The 20296-nt window shown below is 64.9% G+C and carries 19 protein-coding genes and 1 tRNA gene; 7 read left to right on the plus strand and 13 right to left on the minus strand.

The annotated features are described in order from the left end of the window. Nucleotides 1-259 precede the first annotated feature (259 nt). A complete protein-coding gene (locus Q2M23_RS13425; protein WP_082654006.1) occupies nucleotides 260-1798 on the minus strand; it encodes an aspartate ammonia-lyase in 1539 nt (512 codons plus the stop codon). 317 nt (nucleotides 1799-2115) lie between these two features. On the opposite strand from Q2M23_RS13425, the gene Q2M23_RS13430 reads away from it, so the two are divergent. After that, nucleotides 2116-2829: a hypothetical protein gene (locus Q2M23_RS13430; protein WP_028336241.1), complete on the plus strand. Its 714-nt coding sequence runs from the start codon at nucleotides 2116-2118 to the stop codon at nucleotides 2827-2829. Nucleotides 2830-3199: 370 nt separating this feature from the next. On the opposite strand, the gene Q2M23_RS13435 is transcribed toward Q2M23_RS13430, so the two are convergent. Then, nucleotides 3200-4036 carry a tetratricopeptide repeat protein gene (locus Q2M23_RS13435; protein ID WP_168858710.1) on the minus strand — a complete coding sequence of 279 codons (837 nt, stop codon included), beginning with the start codon at nucleotides 4034-4036 and terminating at the stop codon, nucleotides 3200-3202. A 229-nt stretch (nucleotides 4037-4265) separates the two neighbouring features. On the opposite strand from Q2M23_RS13435, the gene Q2M23_RS13440 reads away from it, so the two are divergent. Then, a complete protein-coding gene (locus Q2M23_RS13440) occupies nucleotides 4266-5519 on the plus strand; it encodes a glycosyltransferase family 87 protein (protein ID WP_316395848.1) in 1254 nt (417 codons plus the stop codon). A 36-nt stretch (nucleotides 5520-5555) separates the two neighbouring features. Here the strand turns inward: Q2M23_RS13440 and Q2M23_RS13445 are convergent, their stop codons facing one another. From Q2M23_RS13445 to Q2M23_RS13470, 6 genes are all read right to left on the minus strand, one after another. Beyond that, on the minus strand, nucleotides 5556-7157 hold the full coding sequence (locus Q2M23_RS13445) for a hypothetical protein (protein ID WP_316395849.1): 1602 nt from the start codon (nucleotides 7155-7157) through the stop codon (nucleotides 5556-5558). Then, nucleotides 7157-7903, minus strand: coding sequence for an SDR family oxidoreductase (locus tag Q2M23_RS13450; protein ID WP_057020153.1), 747 nt, complete (start codon nucleotides 7901-7903; stop codon nucleotides 7157-7159). Before Q2M23_RS13450 ends, Q2M23_RS13445 begins: the two co-directional genes overlap by 1 nt. Beyond that, entirely contained in the window at nucleotides 7903-9258 is a 1356-nt protein-coding gene (locus Q2M23_RS13455) for an FAD-binding oxidoreductase (RefSeq protein ID WP_316395850.1), read from the minus strand. Before Q2M23_RS13455 ends, Q2M23_RS13450 begins: the two co-directional genes overlap by 1 nt. Before the next feature lie 32 nt (nucleotides 9259-9290). Beyond that, nucleotides 9291-10751 carry a UbiA family prenyltransferase gene (locus Q2M23_RS13460; protein WP_316395851.1) on the minus strand — a complete coding sequence of 487 codons (1461 nt, stop codon included), beginning with the start codon at nucleotides 10749-10751 and terminating at the stop codon, nucleotides 9291-9293. A 127-nt stretch (nucleotides 10752-10878) separates the two neighbouring features. Continuing rightward, nucleotides 10879-10955 (minus strand) — tRNA-Arg (locus tag Q2M23_RS13465). Nucleotides 10956-11074: 119 nt separating this feature from the next. Next, nucleotides 11075-12577, minus strand: coding sequence for an NAD(P)/FAD-dependent oxidoreductase (locus tag Q2M23_RS13470; protein WP_316395852.1), 1503 nt, complete (start codon nucleotides 12575-12577; stop codon nucleotides 11075-11077). Between the two features lie 84 nt (nucleotides 12578-12661). Here Q2M23_RS13470 and Q2M23_RS13475 point away from each other — a divergent pair, with 84 nt between their 5' ends. From Q2M23_RS13475 to Q2M23_RS13485, 3 genes are all read left to right on the plus strand, one after another. Beyond that, nucleotides 12662-13312: a TetR/AcrR family transcriptional regulator gene (locus Q2M23_RS13475; RefSeq protein ID WP_168858715.1), complete on the plus strand. Its 651-nt coding sequence runs from the start codon at nucleotides 12662-12664 to the stop codon at nucleotides 13310-13312. Nucleotides 13313-13512: 200 nt separating this feature from the next. After that, complete coding sequence (locus Q2M23_RS13480; protein ID WP_316395854.1) at nucleotides 13513-14610, plus strand: hypothetical protein; 1098 nt, start codon at nucleotides 13513-13515, stop codon at nucleotides 14608-14610. 192 nt (nucleotides 14611-14802) lie between these two features. Next, on the plus strand, nucleotides 14803-15468 hold the full coding sequence (locus Q2M23_RS13485; protein ID WP_057020157.1) for a hypothetical protein: 666 nt from the start codon (nucleotides 14803-14805) through the stop codon (nucleotides 15466-15468). Nucleotides 15469-15576: 108 nt separating this feature from the next. On the opposite strand, the gene Q2M23_RS13490 is transcribed toward Q2M23_RS13485, so the two are convergent. Genes Q2M23_RS13490 through Q2M23_RS13500 form a run of 3 tightly spaced genes read right to left on the minus strand, consistent with a single transcriptional unit; the run spans nucleotide 15577 to nucleotide 17291 of the window. Beyond that, the gene (locus Q2M23_RS13490; RefSeq protein ID WP_057020158.1) at nucleotides 15577-15999 is read right to left on the minus strand and encodes a CAP domain-containing protein; all 423 of its coding nucleotides are present in this window, start codon (nucleotides 15997-15999) and stop codon (nucleotides 15577-15579) included. A gap of 22 nt (nucleotides 16000-16021) precedes the next feature. After that, nucleotides 16022-16228: a hypothetical protein gene (locus tag Q2M23_RS13495; RefSeq protein ID WP_057020159.1), complete on the minus strand. Its 207-nt coding sequence runs from the start codon at nucleotides 16226-16228 to the stop codon at nucleotides 16022-16024. Between the two features lie 40 nt (nucleotides 16229-16268). Next, nucleotides 16269-17291: a 2-dehydropantoate 2-reductase gene (locus tag Q2M23_RS13500; protein ID WP_316395855.1), complete on the minus strand. Its 1023-nt coding sequence runs from the start codon at nucleotides 17289-17291 to the stop codon at nucleotides 16269-16271. 151 nt (nucleotides 17292-17442) lie between these two features. Between Q2M23_RS13500 and Q2M23_RS13505 the strand changes: the two genes are divergently transcribed. Then, complete coding sequence (locus tag Q2M23_RS13505) at nucleotides 17443-18048, plus strand: YidB family protein (RefSeq protein ID WP_076832806.1); 606 nt, start codon at nucleotides 17443-17445, stop codon at nucleotides 18046-18048. A gap of 36 nt (nucleotides 18049-18084) precedes the next feature. Then, entirely contained in the window at nucleotides 18085-18363 is a 279-nt protein-coding gene (locus Q2M23_RS13510) for a GlsB/YeaQ/YmgE family stress response membrane protein (protein ID WP_024582682.1), read from the plus strand. Between the two features lie 188 nt (nucleotides 18364-18551). On the opposite strand, the gene Q2M23_RS13515 is transcribed toward Q2M23_RS13510, so the two are convergent. Next, entirely contained in the window at nucleotides 18552-19334 is a 783-nt protein-coding gene (locus tag Q2M23_RS13515) for an SDR family NAD(P)-dependent oxidoreductase (protein WP_076832902.1), read from the minus strand. Nucleotides 19335-19426: 92 nt separating this feature from the next. Next, the gene (locus Q2M23_RS13520; protein ID WP_076832809.1) at nucleotides 19427-20188 is read right to left on the minus strand and encodes an N-acyl homoserine lactonase family protein; all 762 of its coding nucleotides are present in this window, start codon (nucleotides 20186-20188) and stop codon (nucleotides 19427-19429) included. Between the last annotated feature and the right edge of the window lie 108 nt (nucleotides 20189-20296).

Raw genomic sequence — 20296 nt, forward strand, 5'->3', positions numbered from 1 at the left:
TCTTGGTCCAGGGCATCGTGCTCTCCCTCGAATCTTTGCAAATCCGATGGAATCACACCCCACTGAGATCACTCACCCATTTTTCAGTCAGGCTCTCAGGATGACGGGTCTTGTTTTGCGGCACTCATGGTGAGGAGCACCGCTTGCGGCGCGTCTCGAACCACGAGGCCGAGTTACCTCCGTAGCCGCTGAAGGTCATATGCGATTGCCCTACCCGCAAGCGGGAGAGGGAGCCGACTGCCGATGCAGCGGCTGTCCTTCAACTCCTCGGCACCGGCTGCCGGCGCGCCGGGCGGGTCATGGCCTCGAGCTCGAGGAGCTGGTTGAGCTGCGCTTCGGTCAGCAGTTTTTCCTCCAGCACGATGTCGGCGACCGAGCGGTTCTCCTTGAGCGCACGGCGCGCCACGCGCGATGAGGCTTCGTAGCCGAGCGACGGCGCCAGCGCCGTGATCAGGCCGATCGAGCCCTGCACCAGGCTGCGGCAACGCTCGCGATCGGCCTCGATGCCGTCGACACAGCGCTTGGTCAGCGTATCGACCGCCGCCGTCAGCATGCGCAGCGAACTCAAGACGCAATAGCCGATGGTCGGCTCGAACGCGTTGAGTTGCAACTGGCCGCCTTCGGCGCACATCGTGACCGTGAGGTCGTGCCCGATCACCAGGAAAGCCACCTGGTTGACCACTTCGGGAATGACAGGATTGACCTTGCCGGGCATGATCGACGAGCCGGCCTGCACCGCGGGCAGGCGGATTTCGCCGATGCCGGTGCGCGGTCCGGACGACAACAGCCGCAGGTCGTTGCAGATCTTTGAGAGCTTGACCGCGACGCGCTTGAGCACGCCGGAGAACAGCACGAAGGCGCCGAGATCGGACGTCGCCTCGATCAGGTTGGAGGCAAGCACCATCGGCTGGCCGGACAGCCGCGACAATTCCTCGACCGCGAGCGCCGCATAGCGCGGATCGGCATTGATGCCGGTGCCGATCGCGGTGGCGCCGAGATTGACCTCGCGGAACAGCGCGGAAATCTCGTTCAGGCGCGCGACATCCTCCTTCACGGTCACGTGGAAGGCATCGAATTCCTGGCCGAGCGTCATCGGCACCGCATCCTGAAGCTGGGTGCGCCCCATCTTCAACACGTCGGCGAACTCCACCGCCTTGCCTTTGAGCGAGTAGGCGAGATCGTCCAGCGCGCGCACCAGCGGCTGGGTGGCGAAAATCACCGCGAGCCGCAGCGCGGTCGGATAGGCGTCGTTGGTCGACTGCGCCATGTTGACGTCGTCGTTCGGATGCAGCGCGTGATAGTCACCCGGCTTGCGCCCCATCAGCCGCAGCGCGACGTTGGCGATCACCTCATTGGCGTTCATGTTGGTCGACGTGCCGGCGCCGCCCTGGATCGCGTCGACGACGAAGGATTCGGCATAGACCTTGTCGGTCGCAATCTGGGTGCAGGCCGCTTCGATCGCATCCGCCTTCTCCGGTGCGAGATAGCCGAGCCGCTTGTTGGCGCGCGCGGCAGCCTGCTTCACCAGCGCCAGCGCGCGGACGAATTCCGGGAAGTGCCCGACCGGCACGCCGGTGATCGGAAAGTTCATCACCGCGCGCTTGGTGTGAATGCCCCACAGCGCATTGGCCGGGACGTCGTCCTCGCCGAGCAGATCGTGCTCGGTGCGGGACTGCGCCTGCTCGATCGGCACGGTGCGGACGGTCGCGACCGCGAGCTGGCTGGGGCCGCTGCCGCTCTCGCCGGAGGGGGACGCGGCAGCTGCAGCGTTGGCGGTCTCAACCTTCGATTCGGCCATGGTACCTCCGTTACCTCACGCAGATCGTGTCGTCAGCGACGCCATGATGCGCCCGGCGGGCGTCGAAAGCCAATGCCTATCGGCAGAGTCTTGCACACCGGTGAGCGGCAAGACGCGGAAAACCGGCATTGGCGCGCGCCGAACCGTGAGATTAAGGACTTTGCCTTATCCGTCATGATAACAACAACTTATAGCTCGATATCGCGGCTCGCTTCGCGACCGATGCGGCTGCTTTCTCCGCCCCGTCGTCGCGTGCTAGACGAGCATCGACTGGCGCAAGGGCGCCGCCGACACTGAACGAATCAAGGACCAAAGCCGTGTCCAACAATAACGAAGCGATCACCATCAAATTCCGCTGCCCCGCGGAGCTCGAGGGCAAGATTCCGCCGCCGATGCCTGCGTCGTTGGGGCTTCCCGGATGGCTCAAGGCGATGCCGACGCAGGCCTTCAATACGATGAGCAATCGCGAAGAGGATACCGTCAAGCGCTGCCCGCCATTCGTCGATGCGATGACATCGGGTTTCCTGTTGCCGCTGATCTGCGATCTCAAGGTCGAGAATGGCGCGATCACCTGGGACAACGACCTTCCCGCCGGCGGCGCGCTCGAATTCCCGCGCTCGCCGGTCGGCTTCCACGACGAAAGCCAGGTAGTCGGCTCGCCGCTGTTCGAGCCCGACCGCTTCGTCATCAAGTTCGTCAATCTGTGGACCATCGAGGCACCGCCGGGCTACTCGCTGTTCTTCACGCATCCGGTCAACCGGTTCGACCTGCCGTTCACCACGCTGACCGGCATGGTCGATTGCGATCTGTTTCACGACAGCTGGGTTCATTTCCCGGCACGCTGGCACGACACCAGTTTCAACGGCGTATTGCCCAAGGGCACGCCGGTTGCGCAGTGCTTCCCGGTGAAGCGCGAAAACTGGGTCGCGCAGACCGCCGCGATGACGCCGGATGAAACATCGCGCGCCCAGGAACTGACCAACAGGATGGCCCGCGAGTCCGGACTCTATCGGCGGCAGTTTCGGACGTAGAGCGGGCGCGCGAAGCTCCGCTGCGGCCTCCTCCGTCATTGCGAACTACCCGATGGGAGGCTCGGCATCCACCGCCGTCGTCCTGGCGAAAGCCAGGACCCATAGCCACCGTCTTCGGTGATGAGCGGGATCGCGGCCCGGTGTCGCTCAACAACTGAGATTTGGGGTACTGGGTCTTGGCTTTCGCCAGGACGACACCGAATATGTGGCGCGATCCTGAGCCAGTTCGGTGTCTTCACCCGCATGCGGGCGATCCAGTATTCCAGAGGCGCTTGTGCTTGAGCGCAGAGGCCGCGGCTTATCCCTGCCGCTCTAGATTCTAGTTTTGACGCGTTAGCGCGAACCGGTGTCCGCTTCGTTCGAAAACGCCCTAGCTCAGAAATTCCGCAAAGGCGCTGCGACGGAAGAAGAAGCGGCCGTGCGATGACATGATCAGCGCGGCGGTCGTGCGGCCGATCATTTGCGGCCGGCCGCGCAACGCGAGACGCAGATTGGCCTCGCCGGCCGCGCGGTCGCCCATTTCCAGAAGACTGGCGGAGAAGCTGAGACGCGTCAGCGGGTCGTCGGGGCGCTGCGCCACCACCTGGCGGTAGAGATCCGCCGCGGCAGCATATTCGCCATCGAGCAGCAGCACACGCGCGAGCGCGGCCAGAACATCGGGATGTCCCGGCGCCGCATTGCGCAGCTTCTCCAGAATCTCGCGCGCCCGGCCACGCTCATTGCGCTGGGGCAGCAGCTGCGCCAGCAGCAGCTGAAACTCGAGGCTCTCCGGCGCGAGAACGAGCGCGCTCTCGATGACGGCAACCGCCTCGTCGATGCGACCGGCCGAGTGCAATTGCCCTGCCAGCGCCTGGAATGCGGGCAGGTACGGCGGCCGCCGCGCGGTGGTTCGCCGCAGCACATCGATCGCCTCGCTGCCGCGACCAGCGCCGCCGAGCGCTGCGCCAAGCAGGGTCTCGAGGCCGGGATCCTCGACGCGGCGTACGGCTCGCTCGAGCGGTGCGATCGCTTCCTCGTTGCGGTTCTGGATCATCAGCGCCCGTGCCAGGATCGAGGCCGCGCCGACATCGGTCCGGTTTGCCTTCAAGACCTCCGCCGCCAGCCGCTCGGCTTCGACGACCTGTCCCATCTGCAATGCGACCACGGCGCGTTGCAGTACCGGGGATGGGCTGGGCCCGCGATTGGAAGGAGGCGGCGGTTTCGGCATGCGGTCCGTCGTGAGATGGTTGTTGTCAGCCGTTATCACTGCCGCCGACGGAGCGTCCAGCGAAAGTCGCATCCGGACACCGAGATACCGTCCGGTTCCAGCCTCCACCGACCGATTTCATGCATCCCTGCGGCTGTCAGGCGACAGGGGACCCCACCCTCTCCGTGCAATTTTTCGACTGCTTAACCTATTCAATCTAGCTTGGGTTGCCATAACAGGGCCCGGCTTGATGCTCGCAACAACGCTCGAAACAATTCAGTCGACGGACTCGAAGCGCGCCAACTACACGCGCGGAATCCTCGTGATGCTGGTCGCCGCCCTCTTGTTCAAGGTTGTGTGGTTCTCCCAGCTGGGGCTGGGGCACGGCCGCGAACTGGTCGACTTCGCCGCCTTCTACATCACCGCAAAGCTGGTGTGGCTCGGCGACCTCGACCAGGCCTATCAATTCGCGAAGCTCGCCATCATCGAGAAGCAGGCGTCGGGCGGGCACGACGGCTTCATGCCATGGACCTATCCGCCGCAATTCAACCTGCTGCTGGCTCCGTTCGCGCTGGTCCCGTTCGGGATGGCCTATCTGTTGTTCATGGCCTCGACGCTGGCTCTTTATCTCGCGGTGCTGCGGCGTCTTGCCGGAAACCGGTTCGTGCTCGTGCTGATCGTTTTCTTTCCGACGATCGGGGTCACGCTGGCATGCGGTCAAAACAGCTTCCTTACCGCCGCATTGATCGGACTGGTGTGCCTGTACTTCGAAGAGCGACCGATGCTCGCAGGCGTGGCCCTTGGTCTCATGATCATCAAGCCGCATTTCGCCGTTGCTTTCGCACTCTACGCCATCCTGCGGCGCTCGTGGATCGTCGTGATGACGGCCGGCGCCGTCGTGCTGATCAGCTCGACGATCTGCACGGTGCTGTTCGGCATGCAGATCTGGACCGTGATGCTGCAGAGCGTGCATGATTCGTCGGTATTCCTGCGGGAAGCCTATTATCCGCTGTATCGAATGGTCTCGACCTATGCCGCGTTGCGAACCACGGGGTTCTCCGCATCGGCAGCGTTTATCGGCCAGGGCATCGTCGCCGTCCTTGCGCTCGGCATCGTGCTGGTCGCGGTCTACCGCAAGATGCCGGTGCGCGAGAGTCTCGGCCTGACCGCGATCGTATCGGTCTGCATCAGCCCCTATGCGTATGATTATGACTTCCTGATCTTCAGTGTCGGAATGGCGCTGCTGTTGCCGGCGCTTCAGGCCAAGGCCCGCGAGTGGGAACGTGCGATCATCTATGCCGCGCCGATACCGATCGGAGCCTTCGGCTACATGCACACGGTCCATAACAACACGCCGCGCACGGACGTCCATTGGGTCGACGTGCTTTCGATCGGAGGCTTCGGGATCGCCGCGCTGATCACGCTGATCGTCGCAATCCTGCTGCTGCGCGAGTCAAGCAGGGGCTCTCCCGTTCCGGCGCAGGGGCCTCTTGCGAGGATTTGAGCACCCGGCGCGACACGCCCCGCGATCACGCAACACTCACGGCGCCACCATTTCGAGACGATCGCGCGCCGGCAGGGTCGACGCGAAGGCCTTCAGCGCGCCGGCGACGAGTTGTGGCTCCGCGGCCGGCGTGACGTAGAAGCTTACGTCACCCCGCGCGCCGGTCACCGGAATCGTGTGCAGGATCGCGACCTTCCTCCAGCTCGCCGGCACGCCCTGCGCAAACCAGCTGTCGTAGATCATGGCGACGCCGACATGATACTCGTCGGCGAGCGCGGCCATCTCGGCCGGGCCGTAGCGGCCGGCGCGCTTCGCCTTGCGCACGCGCTCCGAACCGAGCCCCCACAGATCCAGGACGAAGTTCGCATTTCCCCAGGCGACGAGTCCAAGATCGTTCACGGCAACCGGCCGCCGGTAGAGCTGCTGGGCGAAGCGGCCCAACTGATAATGCTGCTCGTAGACGCCGCGCGAGGCAAACGGCGTCTCCAGGGCGGCGCTGACATAGCCCACGCTGGCAAAACCAGCCAGCCCGACGCTGGCGAGCGTCGCGGCGGTCCATTGCGGGACGCTCAAGACCGCTCGCGCGCGTGCAACCGCGTAGAGCAGCGCCAGCACCGCAAGCGCAACGATGTAAACCTCATACCGGTAGAACCAGCCATATTGGCCAAAGCCGAGATGCGCAGCGATCGCGGCGAGCACCGTCGCACAGACGATCAGGGCGCCGCGGTCGGAGCGGAGCAGCGCCATCACGGCGGCGAGCGCAAGACCGAGCAGCATCAGCCTGAAGCCGGCGGGATCAGCGAAGCTGTCGCCGAGATTGCGGAGGATGGAGGCGATGACGCCGGTCCCTTCATAGCCGGATTCGGCGATGCGCGATTTGAGCAATACCGAACTCGGCAAAAGCGGGAGACCGAGCGAGGCCATTCGCGCGAAATACGCGGCGAACGCGCAGAGCGTGACGGCAGCGGCCGCGGCGGCAAAACGGCGCTGGCCGAGCAGGGCAAACCCCATCATCGCCGCGATGGCGAACGCGATTCCCTCGAAGCGAATCAGCGGCAGCAGCACCAGCGCCGCGAAGTGTATGACGGTCGGCGACCGTCCGCGCGCGGCTTCGGTCAGGCCGCCGAAAGTCGCGACCGTGGCCCAAACGTGAAGACTGTGCTCCATGCCGGTCATCGGCAGGGCGATCGCGCTTGACGAAAAAATGGCGAGCGACGCGACGAAAAACAGCAGCGACTTCTCCCGGCCGGGGCCAAGCAGTTCAGCCGATTCAAGAATGCGCAGGAAAGCCACGACGGTCGCTGCCGCTGCCGCGGCATTGATCAGGAGTGGACCGAATGCGCCAAGATGCAGCGTCTCGGTCACGGCCAGCAGATAGGGCCAGATGATCGACGAGCTTGGCGACGAGACCTCGGACGCATTGACGCCGTAGCCGCCGGACAGGATGTGATCGGCGACGGCGAGGTGGATGTAGGGATCGTCGAGGGTGAAGATCAACCGGCCGTCGCAGAGCGTGACGCTGAAGGTCAGCGTCGCCGCGAACAGCATGAGCCACAGCGATGCCGTCACGAGCGGGACGCTCGGCCGGATCGCGCTGGATCGCGGGAACGACGCGTGGTTGGCGGCGACGCCGGGCATCAGATACGCATCCGTTTGAAGATCGTCTCCGGCAGCGCGCAGATGATCGCCATCACCAGCCGGAAGCGGCGCGCCACATAGATCACGTCACGCGGCCTGGTCACATCGGCCCGGAAGATATCCTCCGCGACCCGATCCGGCTGCACCGTCAGGGGAGCCGGCAGCTTCATATGCGCCGTCATCCTGGTCCGCACGAATCCCGGCTTGACGGTGACGACACGGACCTTACCCGCAAGCGCCAGGCGATTGCGCAAGCCGGACAGGAATTGCGAGAAGCCGGCCTTGGCCGCGCCGTAATAATAGTTCGAGGCCCGCCCGCGATCGCCGGCGACCGAGCTCACGCCGACGATGGTTCCCGAGCCGCGCGTCGCGAAGGCTTGCGCGAACAGTTCGAGCAGCAGGCTGGGCGCCTCGAAATTGGTGCGCATGATCTTCGTCGCAAGCTCGGGATCGGTCTCGGCACGCTGCTGATCGCCGAGCTCCCCGACAACGCATACGACGGTGTCGGGAAGTGGGGAAAGACCGGCGACGAAGCCGGCAAGCTGCCCGGTCTGCAGCACGTCGAGCGCGACAACCGAGATTTCGGTACCGCTTCGCGTCTTGATGTCGTCCGCATTGCGCTGTGCCGCGGCGATATCGCGGGCGGCGAGCATCACGCGCCATCCGTCCCTCGCATAGCGCAGCGCGGTCGCGTGCCCGATGTCCGAACTGCCGCCAATCACCAGAATTGATTTTGTGCCGGTCATCAAATTCCAAGCCGTGCTGAAAGATGGGACACGAGGCGACTGTTCGCCCCGATCTGCTGGCGGATGTCGCGCAAGGCCGCAAGGCCGGGATATCCGGATTCGAATGTCGCGCGGGACTGCCGCGCATCCTTGGCGAGATAGAGCCGGCCGCCGGCATCGACCACCAGCGCGTCGAGCTGGTCAAGAAACCCGAACAGCGCGTCGGTGACCGGAAAGTCCATCGTCAGCGTGTAGCCGCGGAGCGGAAACGACATCGGCCCGCTGCCTTCGCCGAGCTGCTTGAGCACCGCGAGAAGCGACGCATCGCCGCGCCGCGACACACGATCGAGAATTTCGGCGAGAACGCGGCGCGCGCGGCTAGCCGGGATCACGCATTGATATTGCACGAAGCCGCGCCAGCCGTAGATCCTGTTCCAGTCGGCGATCGCATCGAGCGGAAAGAAATACGGGTCCCAATGGACCAGCCGTGGCTTGCCCGGATGCGCGGCGCCGCGGCGGAAGTACAGCTCGTTGAACACCCGCATCGATGCGCGATTGAGCAGCCATCCCGGAAACAGCTCCGGGACCGCGAGCCGCGACGCGCGAAGCCTGGGAAACGTCTCGAGGCCGGGCCCAAGCATATCCTTGTCGCGCCGCGTGGCGTGCTCGGCCAGATAGACCAGCGACCGGCCGAGCGCCGCGCCGCGCGCAAGGCAGTCGATCCAGGCCACCGAATAGGTGGTCGATGCGCTGCTTTCCAGCTGATCGATCGCCGCGTCGAGATTGCCGGCGACGCGGGTGTCCTGACGTAGCCAGGCGGTCTCGATCGGCAGCAGCCGCAGCGTCGCGTCGAGGATCATGCCCGTCAGGCCCATGCCTCCCAACGTCGCCGCAAACAGCGCGGCGTTTTCCGATCGCGAGCAGGTGACGATCTCGCCGCCAGGCAGCGCAATGCGGAACGAATCGACGACGGTGCCGAAGCCGCCATCGCGATGATGGTTCTTGCCGTGAACGTCGGCCGCGATCGCGCCACCGACCGTCACGAATTTCGTGCCGGGCACGACTTTGAGGAAGAAGCCGCGCGGCTCGAAAACGGCAAGGATGTCGGCGATGGTTACGCCGGCTTCGACCGTCAATCGCGCGGTTGCGGCATCGAAGCTCCGCATCCGGTTCAGGCCGCGCGACGAAATCGTGGATTGCGTTCCGATCGCGGCATCGCCATAGGCCCGCCCGGCCCCGCGCGCGACGACGCCGGACCGCGCAAGCAGGTGGTCCCGCGCGCCTGCGGGCGTCTGCGGCGCCAGCAGTTCGGACGACGCCCTGGGATAGTTGCCCCAGCCGGACAGGCCAATGCCGCCCGGACTGGAGGTCGACATCACAGCTCCTGGTAACGCAGCCGCCGGCATCGCTAGATGGCGGCGAGCATGATGGCGCCGATCGCGCCGAGCGCGACCCAGCTGACGCGATCCCTCAGCGCAAAGATGACCGGATCGTCGTCGATCAATCCGCGCTGCGCGAACAACATCACGCGGCCGATCCAGTACATCAAGATCGGACAACCGACCCAGAGCAGTTGCGGATGGCTGTAAAGCGCGCGCACCGTATCGGACGAGATGTAGAGCGTGAAGATCACGACGGCGTTGAAGCCTGACGCGGCGGCGAGGATCGCGATCATCGATTTGTCTTCGACCTGGTAGCCGCGCGCCGCCAGCACGGCGCCGTCCGGCTGGCCGGCGAGCTCGATATAGCGCTTCACCAGCGCCAGCGACATGAAGATGAACAGCGAGAACGCGAGCAGCCATTCCGACATCGGCACGCTGATCGCGACGGCGCCGCCGATCACGCGGACGGTGTAAAGCGTGGCGAGCACGACGACGTCGACGGTCGCGATGCGCTTGAGCCAGAACGAATAGGAGGTGGTCAGCGCGAAATAGCCGAGCAGGACGCCGCCGAACTCGATCGATATCGACATTGCGATCGCAAATGCGGCGACCAGCGCCAGGGCCATCGCGCCGACGGCCCGCGATGCCGGGATGGCGCCGCTTGCGATCGGGCGGTTGCGCTTGGTCGGATGCGCGCGGTCGGCCTCGACGTCGAGAAGATCGTTCAGGATGTAGGCGCCCGACGCGCAGAGCGAAAATGCGATCACCGCAAGCAGCGACGTCGCCGCCGATCCCAATGCGAATTTGTGTGCGGTCAGCAGCGGCACCAGCACGAGGGCGTTCTTGGCGTATTGATGCACCCTGAACAGCTTCAGCCAGCTGCGCATACTGACGCGCATACTGACCCGCGCGGGCGCGGACGGCTCGGATCGAGCGGAGCGCGCGAGGCGCGATGCGGAATCGGGCAACGCGACCGCCGCGCTGCCGATATAGTCAAAGCCCTGCCGAAGCGCGGGCGGCAGCTCTTCGCGCTGCGCCGGCGGCAATCGACGTTCCGGCGCGGCAGCCCAGGCGGTGAAGACGCCAAGATGCTCGGCGACCGCGCTGACGAACGGCTCGGGATGGGTTTCCGAGCAAAGGTAGACCGGGCGGCCTTCGCCCAGCACCTGCAGCAGGAACCTCACCGCGTCGGGGTCGAATTGCACCCGGGACGGATCGAACCCCGATCGAGCTACACCATGAGTCGATCGCGCTTGCGCTCCAAGGGAAGCGGTGATCGCCGCGGCGAAAGCGCGAAGGCGGCGGATCAGATCGGATGCGATATCGGCCGGGACGGAGCTTCCCCGCACCATGACCTCGTCGACATCGACGACGAGCGGCCGGCCCTTCGAACGCAGCGGATCGCGAAGGGCATCGCCGCCCCCCTGCTCAACCCGTTCTGGAACGCTAGCTCGCATACGTGCGGTCTTCCGGTGCCCCCTCCCCATTGTCCCGGGCTTTCCCTAATTTGGGGTGAACTTGATCTCGGGTGAACTTGGGGGGAGCGAACGCCGGGCAGATGGCGCCGAAATGCGTGGTGAAAAGCCTCACCGACAGCGCGCGGCGAGCGAAAAATGGCGATCCCGGGAAGACTCGAACTTCCGACCTACGGTTTAGGAAACCGTCGCTCTATCCGGCTGAGCTACGGGACCGCACGGCCCGCAGCGAAAGCATGCGGGCGTCGCCATCCCATAGCAGAGCTGCCGGGTGATCGCCAGCCCGCGCCACATCGGGCGCGCGCGAAGTTGCAGGGCGTTTGGCGCGTCGCGCGTTACGCCACCTGGCGTGCCGGATTCGAGGCGGCATCCGCGCTGGCCCGACGCGCCGGGAGAAACTCGATGGCTTCATCCTTCAGCGAGCCGAAGCGCAGCGTCATGATATCGAGAGCATAATTCTGGTAGAGCCGCCACGGCCGGCGCGAGCCCTGCTTGGGGAACCTGGCGGCGGCGCGCTGGATATAGCCCGATGAGAAATCCACCCAGGGCAGTTCGGCGACATCAGGGTCGTTCCGCCGCGGCGTGACCTGCGCGTACCCGTTCGCCTTCATGTGGTTGAGCATGCGGCAAACATATTCGCAGGTCAGGTCGCATTTCAGCGTCCAGGACGCATTGGTGTAGCCGAAGGCGGCGGCGAGGTTCGGCACGCCCGAGTACATCAGCCCCTTGTAGTTCATGGTCTTCGACAGATCGACGCGCGCGCCGTCGACATTGATCTCGAGTCCGCCGAGCACCTGCAGATCGAGGCCGGTCGCGGTCACCACGATGTCGGCGTCGAGCACATTGCCGCTCTTGAGCTTGATGCCCCCACGCGTGAAGGTCTCGATCTGATCGGTGACGACGGACGATCTGCCGTTGCGCAGCGATTCGAAGAGATCGCCGTTCGGCACCAGACAAAGCCGCTGGTCCCACGGATTGTAGCGCGGCGTGAAATGGGTGGCGACGTCGTAGTCCGGACCGAGTGCATGCCGCACGCCGCCGAGGATCAGCTTCTTGACGCGCTCCGGATCGCGCTTGCAGAGCCGGTAGAAATACATACCGAACAGCACGTTCTTCCAGCGCGTGAGGCCGTAGGCGAGTTTCGCGGGCAGCCGCGCGCGCAGCCAGTTGGCGACTTTGTCCTCGTCGGGCCGCGCCACGACATAGGTCGGCGAGCGCTGCAGCATCGTGACATGGGCGGCGGTCTTGGCCATCTCCGGCACCAGCGTCACCGCGGTCGCGCCGCTGCCGATCACCACCACCTTCTTGGCGGCATAGTCGATGTCGTCGGTCCATTTCTGCGGATGGACGACGCGGCCGGCGAAATCGGCGATGCCGGGGAAGTCGGGCGTGTAGCCGTGTTCATATTTGTAGTAGCCGCTGCACATGAACAGGAAGCTGCAGGTGAAGCGCTCGATCGTCTTCTCCGGCCCGCGCTCGACCTCGACCGTCCATTGCGAGTCCGCCGACGACCAGTCGGCGCGCACGACGCGATGGTTGAAGCGGATGTTCTTGTCGATGCCGTAGGCGCGCGCGGTCTCGCGCACATAGTTCAGGATCGACGGGCCATCCGCGATCGCCTTCGGCTCGGTCCACGGCCGGAACGAATAGCCAAGCGTGTACATGTCGGAGTCGGAGCGGATGCCGGGATAGCGGAACAGGTCCCAGGTGCCGCCAATGCAGTCGCGGCCTTCAAGAATGGCGTAGCTGCGGTCAGGGCAGTTGGCCTGCAAATGATAGCCGGCGCCGATGCCCGACAGTCCCGCGCCCACGATCAACACGTCGAAATGAACGGACACGCCTTGACCCTCCCGTGGCAGTATTGACAATACATATTGTCAGATAACTTGACATCTGACAATGCCTCGTGTCAATACACTTTCATGGCAAGCAGCCGGAAAGCCCGCCTCTATGGCGGTATGGACGCCGAGGAACGCCGCGCCGAGCGGCGGCTCAAGCTGATCGACGCGGCGATCGAGGTCTATGGCGAGGTCGGCTATCGCGGCGCCACCGTGAAGGCGATCTGCGAGGCGGCCGAGCTGACCGAGCGCTATTTCTACGAGTCCTTTACGAACAGCGAGGCTCTGCTGATCGCCGCTTACGGCCATGTCGTCGGCCACCTGCACGAGGAAATGACCGCGGCCGCTGCAGCCGCAGGCGACGATGCCGAGATGAGGCTGCGCGCGGCACTGACGCTCTATTTCACGCGGCTGAAGCAGCACCCGAAGCCCGCCCGGGTCTTTCTGCTGGAAATTTCAGGCATCAGTCCGGCGGTCGATGCCGTCAAGCTCGACGCCTTGCGCGTCTTCAGCGACATCCTGGTGCCGCCGGCGCTCGACCCGAAGCGCAGCGGCAAGGGCGCGGCCGCCTCGCTGCTCTCGGTCGGCATGGTGGGCGCCGTCATCTCGATCGCGCTGCGCTGGGTGTCGAAGCAATATCCGCAGGCCGTGGAAGAGGTCGTCGCGATCGCCGCCAGCTTCTGCCGCGTGGCGCTGACCGAGGCCGGCCACCGTGAGGATGGTCACTTATCGTAGCGGCCGGATCGCACCGGCCAGCGGGACCCGCCGATTTTCGATCATGTTTCGCCAGCGCTTGCGGACCCGGCCCCTAGCCTGTCGCTGATTTAACTTGCATATCGGGCCCCTGGGTTTTCTTATGCCCGGTACCGGGCGCAACGAGGTGCAGCCTGTTTCGCCTGACAAAACAACGCTGTTTGCATCGGCGGAGCTGAATTTTGGTCGATCTGCACAGGCTTGACGATGTGACCGCGCGCCTCGGCGATGTGGTTCTCGATCCCTCGACCTGGCCCTCCTTCATGGACGAGGTCTGCGCCGCCGTCGGCGCGACCGGCGCTGCGATGCTTCAGAGCGATATCCGCACTGAAGACATTCCGCGCACGGAGTCGATCACCGAGTATTTCACCAAGACCTACTTCCCGCACAATCTTCACCTCACCGACATCCGCGCGGCCCGCGGCGTGCCGCTGATGCATGCCGGCGTCGATGTCATCACCGATGCGGATCTGTTCGAATCCGAAACCGAGATGCTGCGCGATCCGCTCTACGCCACGCTCGGCGAGTTCGGACTGAAATGGTTCGCGGCGATCGGCTTCCACTCCGGCCCGGCGTTATGGGCACTGACGATCCAGCGTTCGCCCAGAGAAGGCTTGTTCGACGCCGACGAGATCAAGGCGCTGCAAAGGGTGTCGGCGCCGCTCACGGAAGCCGCGACGCTCTCCGTCGTCGTCGGCCGCTCCGCACTCTCGGGCATCACCGGCGCGCTCGATCTGATCCAGGTCGCTGCGATTGCCGTCGGCCGCTTCGGCACCATCATCGGCATGAACAGCCAGGCGGAACGCTGCCTCGGCTACGACCTTGCGATCCGCAACAATCGCCTCACCCTGCTCGACCGACAGGCCAATGCCGATCTGACCAGGCTGATCGATCAGTTGGCCCACAGCTCGGACCTGCACCCATTGCCGTCGTCGCCGATCGTGGTGCGCAGGATCGACAAGCGGCCGATCGTGATCCAGATCCAACCGGTGCCTCCGGCGGCGCGCTCGCCGTTCCTCGGGGCGCGCGCGATCCTGTTGATCCGCGATCTCGAAGGCAGCGCCGCGTTCGATCAGGCGCTGCTGGCGGCGACGTTCGAGCTGACGCCGGCGCAGGCACGCCTCGCCGCGCGGCTTGCGCGCGGCGATTCGGTCGAAGCGGCCGCGCAGGCGGCCGGCGTTGCCCTTGCCACCGCGCGCAATCAGCTCAAGACGATCTTCCAGAAGACCGGCACCCACCGGCAGGCGGAACTGGTTGCGTTGCTGCACAGGGTGAAGTGAACGATTAGAGGCGAATTGTTCTGATCTCCGGCCCGTTCCGATGAGATTCTTCAATTATTCCAATCGCGAAGGCTGTGTTCCATCAGCCGCGGCAACATTCCACAGGTCAGGAAAATCGTCGGGTTCCCGGGTGACAAGTGTCACTAAAATGGCGACAATCTGCTCACTCTGTGTCGTTCGGGTTTGGTCTCAATGTCCGTGATGCCGTCACGATCATCGACGTTGGCTGTTGCCGCTTTCGCCGTCGCTTGCGTGCTGGCGCCGATGAGCGCGCACGCGCAATGGTGGCGCGGCGGCCCGAAGGACTTCGAGGACTGCGCAGACCTCGCCGAGAAGGCGAAGACCAGGGAAGACAAGACCGCGCAACTCGCCGATTGCAACGCCAAGTTCGCCGGCCGTCGCAAGCCTGGCGGTGGCTACACCTATTACGACTTCATGCAGGACCGCAGCTTCGACATCGCCGGTCCCAATCCGACGCCGGACGAGCAAAAGAAGATCGACCAGGAATATACCGGCTATCTCGAGCAGCAGCGCCGCTCGCGTATCGTCGCGGCGTTCAATGCGAAACAGCTCGAGCGGCAGGAGACACAGCCGGTGCGTCCGCCGCAGGTCCAGCAGGCGTCGTTGCACAATGAGCCGGTGCGCAGTGAGACTGCGAAGGTCCCCGTCCCTGCTGCAAGGCCGGTCAAGCCGCGGGGCGCTGCCGTACCTATTCCTGAGCCGCGGCCGCGGGCAAGCAACTGCGTGAAGGGTACGTTCTCCTGCGAATGGCCGCGGCTTTCCGAGGGATTGGACGGCCTGAAGAAGCTGTTCACGCCGACACCGCCGCCACCGACCAAGGTTGCGAAGCGAAACTGACGGTTCGCTTGGTCATTCCGGGGCTCGCGCAAGCGAGAACCCGGAATCTCTCTGCCGTCGAGATTCCGGGTTCGTCGCTTCGCTCCGCCCCGGAATGACACCGCAGGCTCAATCGGTAATCACCATCGCCCAAAACCTGCGGTACGGCGACTTCGGATTGTCGACGAAGGCGACGCCGACGCGCTTGGCGCCCGGCATCAGCAGGTTCTCGCGATGGCCCGGCGAATTCTCCCACTGCTTCAGCATCTCGGCGAAGGCGATGAAGCCGGCGCCGATATTCTCGGCGGCGCGCTGCTTCTTGAGCGGCGCGATGCGCGTGAAGAAGCTGCCGCCCGCGGAGTGGCTGACCGATCCGGTCGCCGACATCGCCTGGGCCTGCTTCAGCGCCATCGCGTTCAGCTTCGCGTCGAGCTTCACCGCGGGCATGCGGTTGGCGCGCCGGTAGGCACTGATCGAGCCGGCATAGTCGGCGGCACCTGAGGCCGTGGTGAAGCCAAACACGAAGGTGAGCGCGAGGAACAGCAGCTTCATCTGAAGTCGTCTCTGTAATGGATCAGTGCGCGCGGGTGCGCTTGTGGTGTCGGGGCGCGACCGATTTGTGCGCAGGCGTGGCCGCTCGGCTGGCTGCCGCAGCCGCCGCGCGCTGCTCCTGCAAGCGCGCATCATAGCCAGGCGACGGTGTCACGGTCGGCGGCGCCGCACGGACCGGGCCGGCCGCGAGCGCAACAAGCGTGAACAGCATGATGCTGGACCATTTCATGATGTCATCTCCTCTGTTGTTCGATCGACGTGGCGGACGATCATCGGCGTTCATGGTCACTGCCATCGCGGATCTGTTCGGGCGTTAGCCCCGGCGAGCCCTTGCCGTCCGCCTCCGCCTTCCGGATCAGCGCGATGACGCGGCGCGACAATGGCGCCTCGAGCCCGCGGCGATCCGCGATCGCGGTAATCACGCCCTGCAAATAGTCGATCTCGGTGCGGCGGCCGCGCTGCAGATCCTCCCACATCGAGGAGCGCGCCTCGGGATCGATCTTCATGGTGCGGCCGAGCAGCATGTCGAACAGCGCATCGGGCAGCCGCAGCAAAGGCGGCATCCAGTTCGACGGCAGCGGCGTCGGCGACACCGGCGCAATGCCTTCGGCGCGCACCGCGGCCAGGCCCTCGGCCATCTGATCGGCAAGCAGTCGTCGCCAGCCGCGCTGCGCGAGCTGTTGCCGCAGCGGAATATTGGACAGCGCATTGAGCGCATTGTTGAGATTGACGACCAGTTTGCCCCACAGCACGCCGTCGATATTGCCAGTGGACTTGATCGCAAGACCCGGCACCGACAGCCGCGCCGCGGTGCCTGCGTCATCCTGCGCGATCACGATGTCGCCGGAGGTCGAGCGATGGAAGCGGCCGTCGCCGAGCGCGACCACGTTGAACGGCACCATGCCGCCGAGCACCCTGCGGCCCGGCAGAAGGTCGCGCAGCAGCGGCACATTGCCGATGCCATTCTGCAGGCTGATCACCGCGGCATCGCCAGGCGCGTGGCGCGCGATCGCATCGGCCATCGCAGCGGTATCGGCGCTCTTCACCGTCACCAGCACGGTCTGAACGTCGGGCAAGATCGACGGATCGTCGGACACAATGAGCCGGTCCGCGGATACCGTCCGCTCGGAGCCGTCAAAGCTGCTGACCCGCAAGCCGTTGCCTGCGATCTCCTGGATCAGCCGCGGCCGCGCCAGCAGCACGACACGGCGCCCCGCAGCCGCGAGCGTGCCGCCGACGAAGCAGCCGATGCTTCCGGCGCCCGCATTGCCGATCGGCCGGTCCTCGTTCATGTGGCCAAACGTCCATTCATCATTGGCTCGATAGCAGACCTGGGGTTGCCTGCCTATTTCGACGCACCGCGGGCCGGGTGGCCCGCCTTGTAACCGTCAGGGGCGGAAGCTATGTTTCCCGCTCGGGGCACGGTTGCGGCAGGAGACGATCATGGGTTTACTCGACGTACTCAACGGCATGCAGAACGGCCCGCGCGGTCCGAGCGCGCCAAGCACCTCATCCGACAGTTCGAGCGGCGGCGGAATGTCGCCGATGACGATGGCTATCCTCGCGCTGCTCGCCTGGAAGGCGGTCAAGCATTTCTCCGGCGGCCAGGCGGACGCGAGCGCCCCTGAGCCGAAGCCGGCGCAGGCGCCGCCGCTTCCTCCCGGCAACGTCACCGCAGGCCTGCCTGGCGGCGCCGGCAGCGGCGGGCTCGGCGATCTGCTGAAGGGCGGCCTTGGTGGCCTGCTCGCCGGCGGCGCAGCCGGCACCGTGCTCAGCGGCGGCCTCGGCGATCTGCTCAACCAGCTGCAGCAGAAGGGCCATGGCGACGCGGCCAATTCCTGGGTCAGCAACGGTCCCAACAAGCAGATCGCGCCCGGCGATCTCGCCAACGCGCTCGGCGCCGACCAGATCAACTCGCTGGCATCGCAGAGTGGCCTCTCGCGCGACGAACTGCTGCAGGGCCTCAGCCAGTATCTGCCCGACGCGATCAATCACCTGACGCCGGACGGCCGGCTGCCGAGCGGCGACGAGTTGCACCGCAGGCTCTGACGGTAGCGTTGATTCCATCTGAGGAGGACGACAGTCATGGGCGGCATCATCTGGGTCATCATCGTCGGCTTTGTCGCGGGGATCATCGCGCGGTTCCTGTCGCCGGGGCCGAACAATCCAAGCGGCTTCATTCTCACCACCGTGCTCGGCATCGCCGGCGCGTTTCTTGCGACTTTCATCGGCCAGGCGATCGGCCATTACGGTCCCGAACAAGGTGCCGGCTTCATCACCGCCACGATCGGCGCTCTGGTGGTGCTGTTCATCTGGAATCGGCTGGTCGCGGCGCGCGTGATCCCGGATATCGGAAACAGGTGACGCCGTAGGCGTCATCCTCAACGGTTATTCCGGGGCTCGCGAAGCGAGAACCCGGAATCTCGAGATTCCGGGTTCGATGCTGACGCATCGCCCCGGAATGACCGAATAACCGCAAAGCCTGCCTCAAAATGCAAATGCCCGGGCCTCGCCCGGGCATTTTCGTTTCGGCAAACCGCTCCGCAGCCGTGTCACTGAATCAGATGCATGCCGGCGTCCATGCGGACGAACTCACCGGTCATGTTGCTCGACGCCGGGCTCGCCAGGAAGCAGACCAGGTTGGCAATGTCTTCGGCCGTCGAGGCGACCTTCAGCGGCACGCGCGCCACCACGGCATCGCGCACCTGCTTGGCGCCGGCCTCGCCGCGGCCCTTGGTGAACCAGGGCGTATCTATATAGCCCGGACACACCGTGTTGACGCGGATCAACGGTGCCAACGCGCGCGCCAGCGACTGCGTCATGGTGTTGAGCGCGCCCTTGCTCGCGGCATAGGCGACCGACGAACCACCGCCGGAAATGCCTGCAACCGAGGAGACGTTGACCACAGCCGACGGACGGCTAGATGCCTTCGCGCCGGCTTCGAGCAGCGCGCGCGCGGCACGAACCATCTGGAACGGGCCGATGGTGTTGACGGCGTAGATGCGCTGGAAATCTTCCGCGGTCAGGCCGTCGAGATCGTGATGCGGCACGTGCTTGGTGGTGCCCGCATTGTTGACGAGCACGTCGAGGCGGCCCCAGCCCTGCGCGGCGGCTGCGATCTTCTTGCAGTCCTCATCGCGCGAGACGTCGCCCTGCACCACCAGCACCTCGGCGCCCTGCTTGCGGCAGACTTCCGCGGTCGCCTCGGCTTCCGCCTTGCTGTTGGAATAATTGATGATGAGGCGCGCGCCCTGCGTGGCGAGGATTTGCGCGGTGGCGGCGCCGAGTCCCGATGCCGATCCCGTCACGATCGCGCACAAACCATCCTTGGACATCTGCATTTTCCTTGTTGTTGTGAGCCAGATGAACTCCGGCGGCGGCACACCATATCGCGTGGAACGACATCTGCAAGCCGCGCCCAAAATCCTCACGTGTACGCATTCAGGCCCTTTTGCAGGCTGGCCCACTGCGCTTCGTCATGGCCGCAGATGATCTTGACGCCGGACGCCTCGAGCCTGGCGATCTCGTCGAGCGACTTCAGGAACTGGCCGACGTCAAGGCTGTTCCTCGGCGAGGTCCGCTGGTCGAGATTGGCGCGCACACTGAGCGCGTCGGAGGCGAGCAGGAATTCGCCGCTGTTGTCGAGCTTGACCAGCGCGCCGGTCGTTCCCTTCGAGTGTCCGGGCAGCGGGACCAGCGTCAGCTTGCCGTCGCCGAACACATCCATCTGCTTGTCGAAGATCTCCATCTTCAGCGGATGATCCCAATCCGCCTTGATGTATCCGCGATCGAACGCGTTATCGGCATTCGCGGCCTCGATCTCGAGTGCGTGGACGAAGATCGTCGCCTTCTTGAAGAAGGCGTTGCAGCCGCAATGGTCGGTGTGCAGGTGGGAGCAGATCACCACGTCGATGTCATCAGCGCCAAGGCCAACGGCCTTCAGGCTCGTCAGCACATGATCATCCGCCGGCATGATCGGGCGCATGTATTTGGCGAGCGTGCCGAGCCGCCCTTCAGGATCGGTCGCGACATCGGGATGGCATCCGGTGTCGAACAGCACATTGCCCTGCGCGTGCCGCAACAGCACGCAGGCGACCGGAAGCTCAATCATCTCGCCGCGCGCCGCATCGGGCAGATAGGTCCGCTTCGACATCTGGAGACGGCCGCCCGACAACATATGCATCTTCATCTCGTTACCTCCGCTTTTGGATTCAAACTACATATGAGTTTTATGGAAACTCATAATGGATTTGACAGCATATTATTCGTCCTTATAGCTTCCGCGCAACGTCGCGAT

This window comes from Bradyrhizobium sp. 33ap4 (genome assembly GCF_032654765.1).
Taxonomy (GTDB): domain Bacteria; phylum Pseudomonadota; class Alphaproteobacteria; order Rhizobiales; family Xanthobacteraceae; genus Bradyrhizobium; species Bradyrhizobium australafricanum.

What these genes read in the sequence shown, in the direction of transcription:
- Q2M23_RS13450 (WP_057020153.1), bottom strand. Translation starts at nt 7,903, where the DNA reads ATGACCGGCACAAAATCAATTCTGGTGATTGGCGGCAGTTCGGACATC.
- Q2M23_RS13520 (WP_076832809.1), bottom strand. Translation starts at nt 20,188, where the DNA reads ATGAAGATGCATATGTTGTCGGGCGGCCGTCTCCAGATGTCGAAGCGG.
- Q2M23_RS13510 (WP_024582682.1), top strand. Translation starts at nt 18,085, where the DNA reads ATGGGCGGCATCATCTGGGTCATCATCGTCGGCTTTGTCGCGGGGATC.
- Q2M23_RS13500 (WP_316395855.1), bottom strand. Translation starts at nt 17,291, where the DNA reads ATGAACGAGGACCGGCCGATCGGCAATGCGGGCGCCGGAAGCATCGGC.
- Q2M23_RS13435 (WP_168858710.1), bottom strand. Translation starts at nt 4,036, where the DNA reads ATGCCGAAACCGCCGCCTCCTTCCAATCGCGGGCCCAGCCCATCCCCG.
- Q2M23_RS13515 (WP_076832902.1), bottom strand. Translation starts at nt 19,334, where the DNA reads ATGTCCAAGGATGGTTTGTGCGCGATCGTGACGGGATCGGCATCGGGA.
- Q2M23_RS13440 (WP_316395848.1), top strand. Translation starts at nt 4,266, where the DNA reads ATGCTCGCAACAACGCTCGAAACAATTCAGTCGACGGACTCGAAGCGC.
- Q2M23_RS13485 (WP_057020157.1), top strand. Translation starts at nt 14,803, where the DNA reads ATGTCCGTGATGCCGTCACGATCATCGACGTTGGCTGTTGCCGCTTTC.
- Q2M23_RS13495 (WP_057020159.1), bottom strand. Translation starts at nt 16,228, where the DNA reads ATGAAATGGTCCAGCATCATGCTGTTCACGCTTGTTGCGCTCGCGGCC.
- Q2M23_RS13445 (WP_316395849.1), bottom strand. Translation starts at nt 7,157, where the DNA reads ATGCCCGGCGTCGCCGCCAACCACGCGTCGTTCCCGCGATCCAGCGCG.
- Q2M23_RS13490 (WP_057020158.1), bottom strand. Translation starts at nt 15,999, where the DNA reads ATGAAGCTGCTGTTCCTCGCGCTCACCTTCGTGTTTGGCTTCACCACG.
- Q2M23_RS13505 (WP_076832806.1), top strand. Translation starts at nt 17,443, where the DNA reads ATGGGTTTACTCGACGTACTCAACGGCATGCAGAACGGCCCGCGCGGT.
- Q2M23_RS13425 (WP_082654006.1), bottom strand. Translation starts at nt 1,798, where the DNA reads ATGGCCGAATCGAAGGTTGAGACCGCCAACGCTGCAGCTGCCGCGTCC.
- Q2M23_RS13475 (WP_168858715.1), top strand. Translation starts at nt 12,662, where the DNA reads ATGGCAAGCAGCCGGAAAGCCCGCCTCTATGGCGGTATGGACGCCGAG.
- Q2M23_RS13460 (WP_316395851.1), bottom strand. Translation starts at nt 10,751, where the DNA reads ATGGGGAGGGGGCACCGGAAGACCGCACGTATGCGAGCTAGCGTTCCA.
- Q2M23_RS13455 (WP_316395850.1), bottom strand. Translation starts at nt 9,258, where the DNA reads ATGTCGACCTCCAGTCCGGGCGGCATTGGCCTGTCCGGCTGGGGCAAC.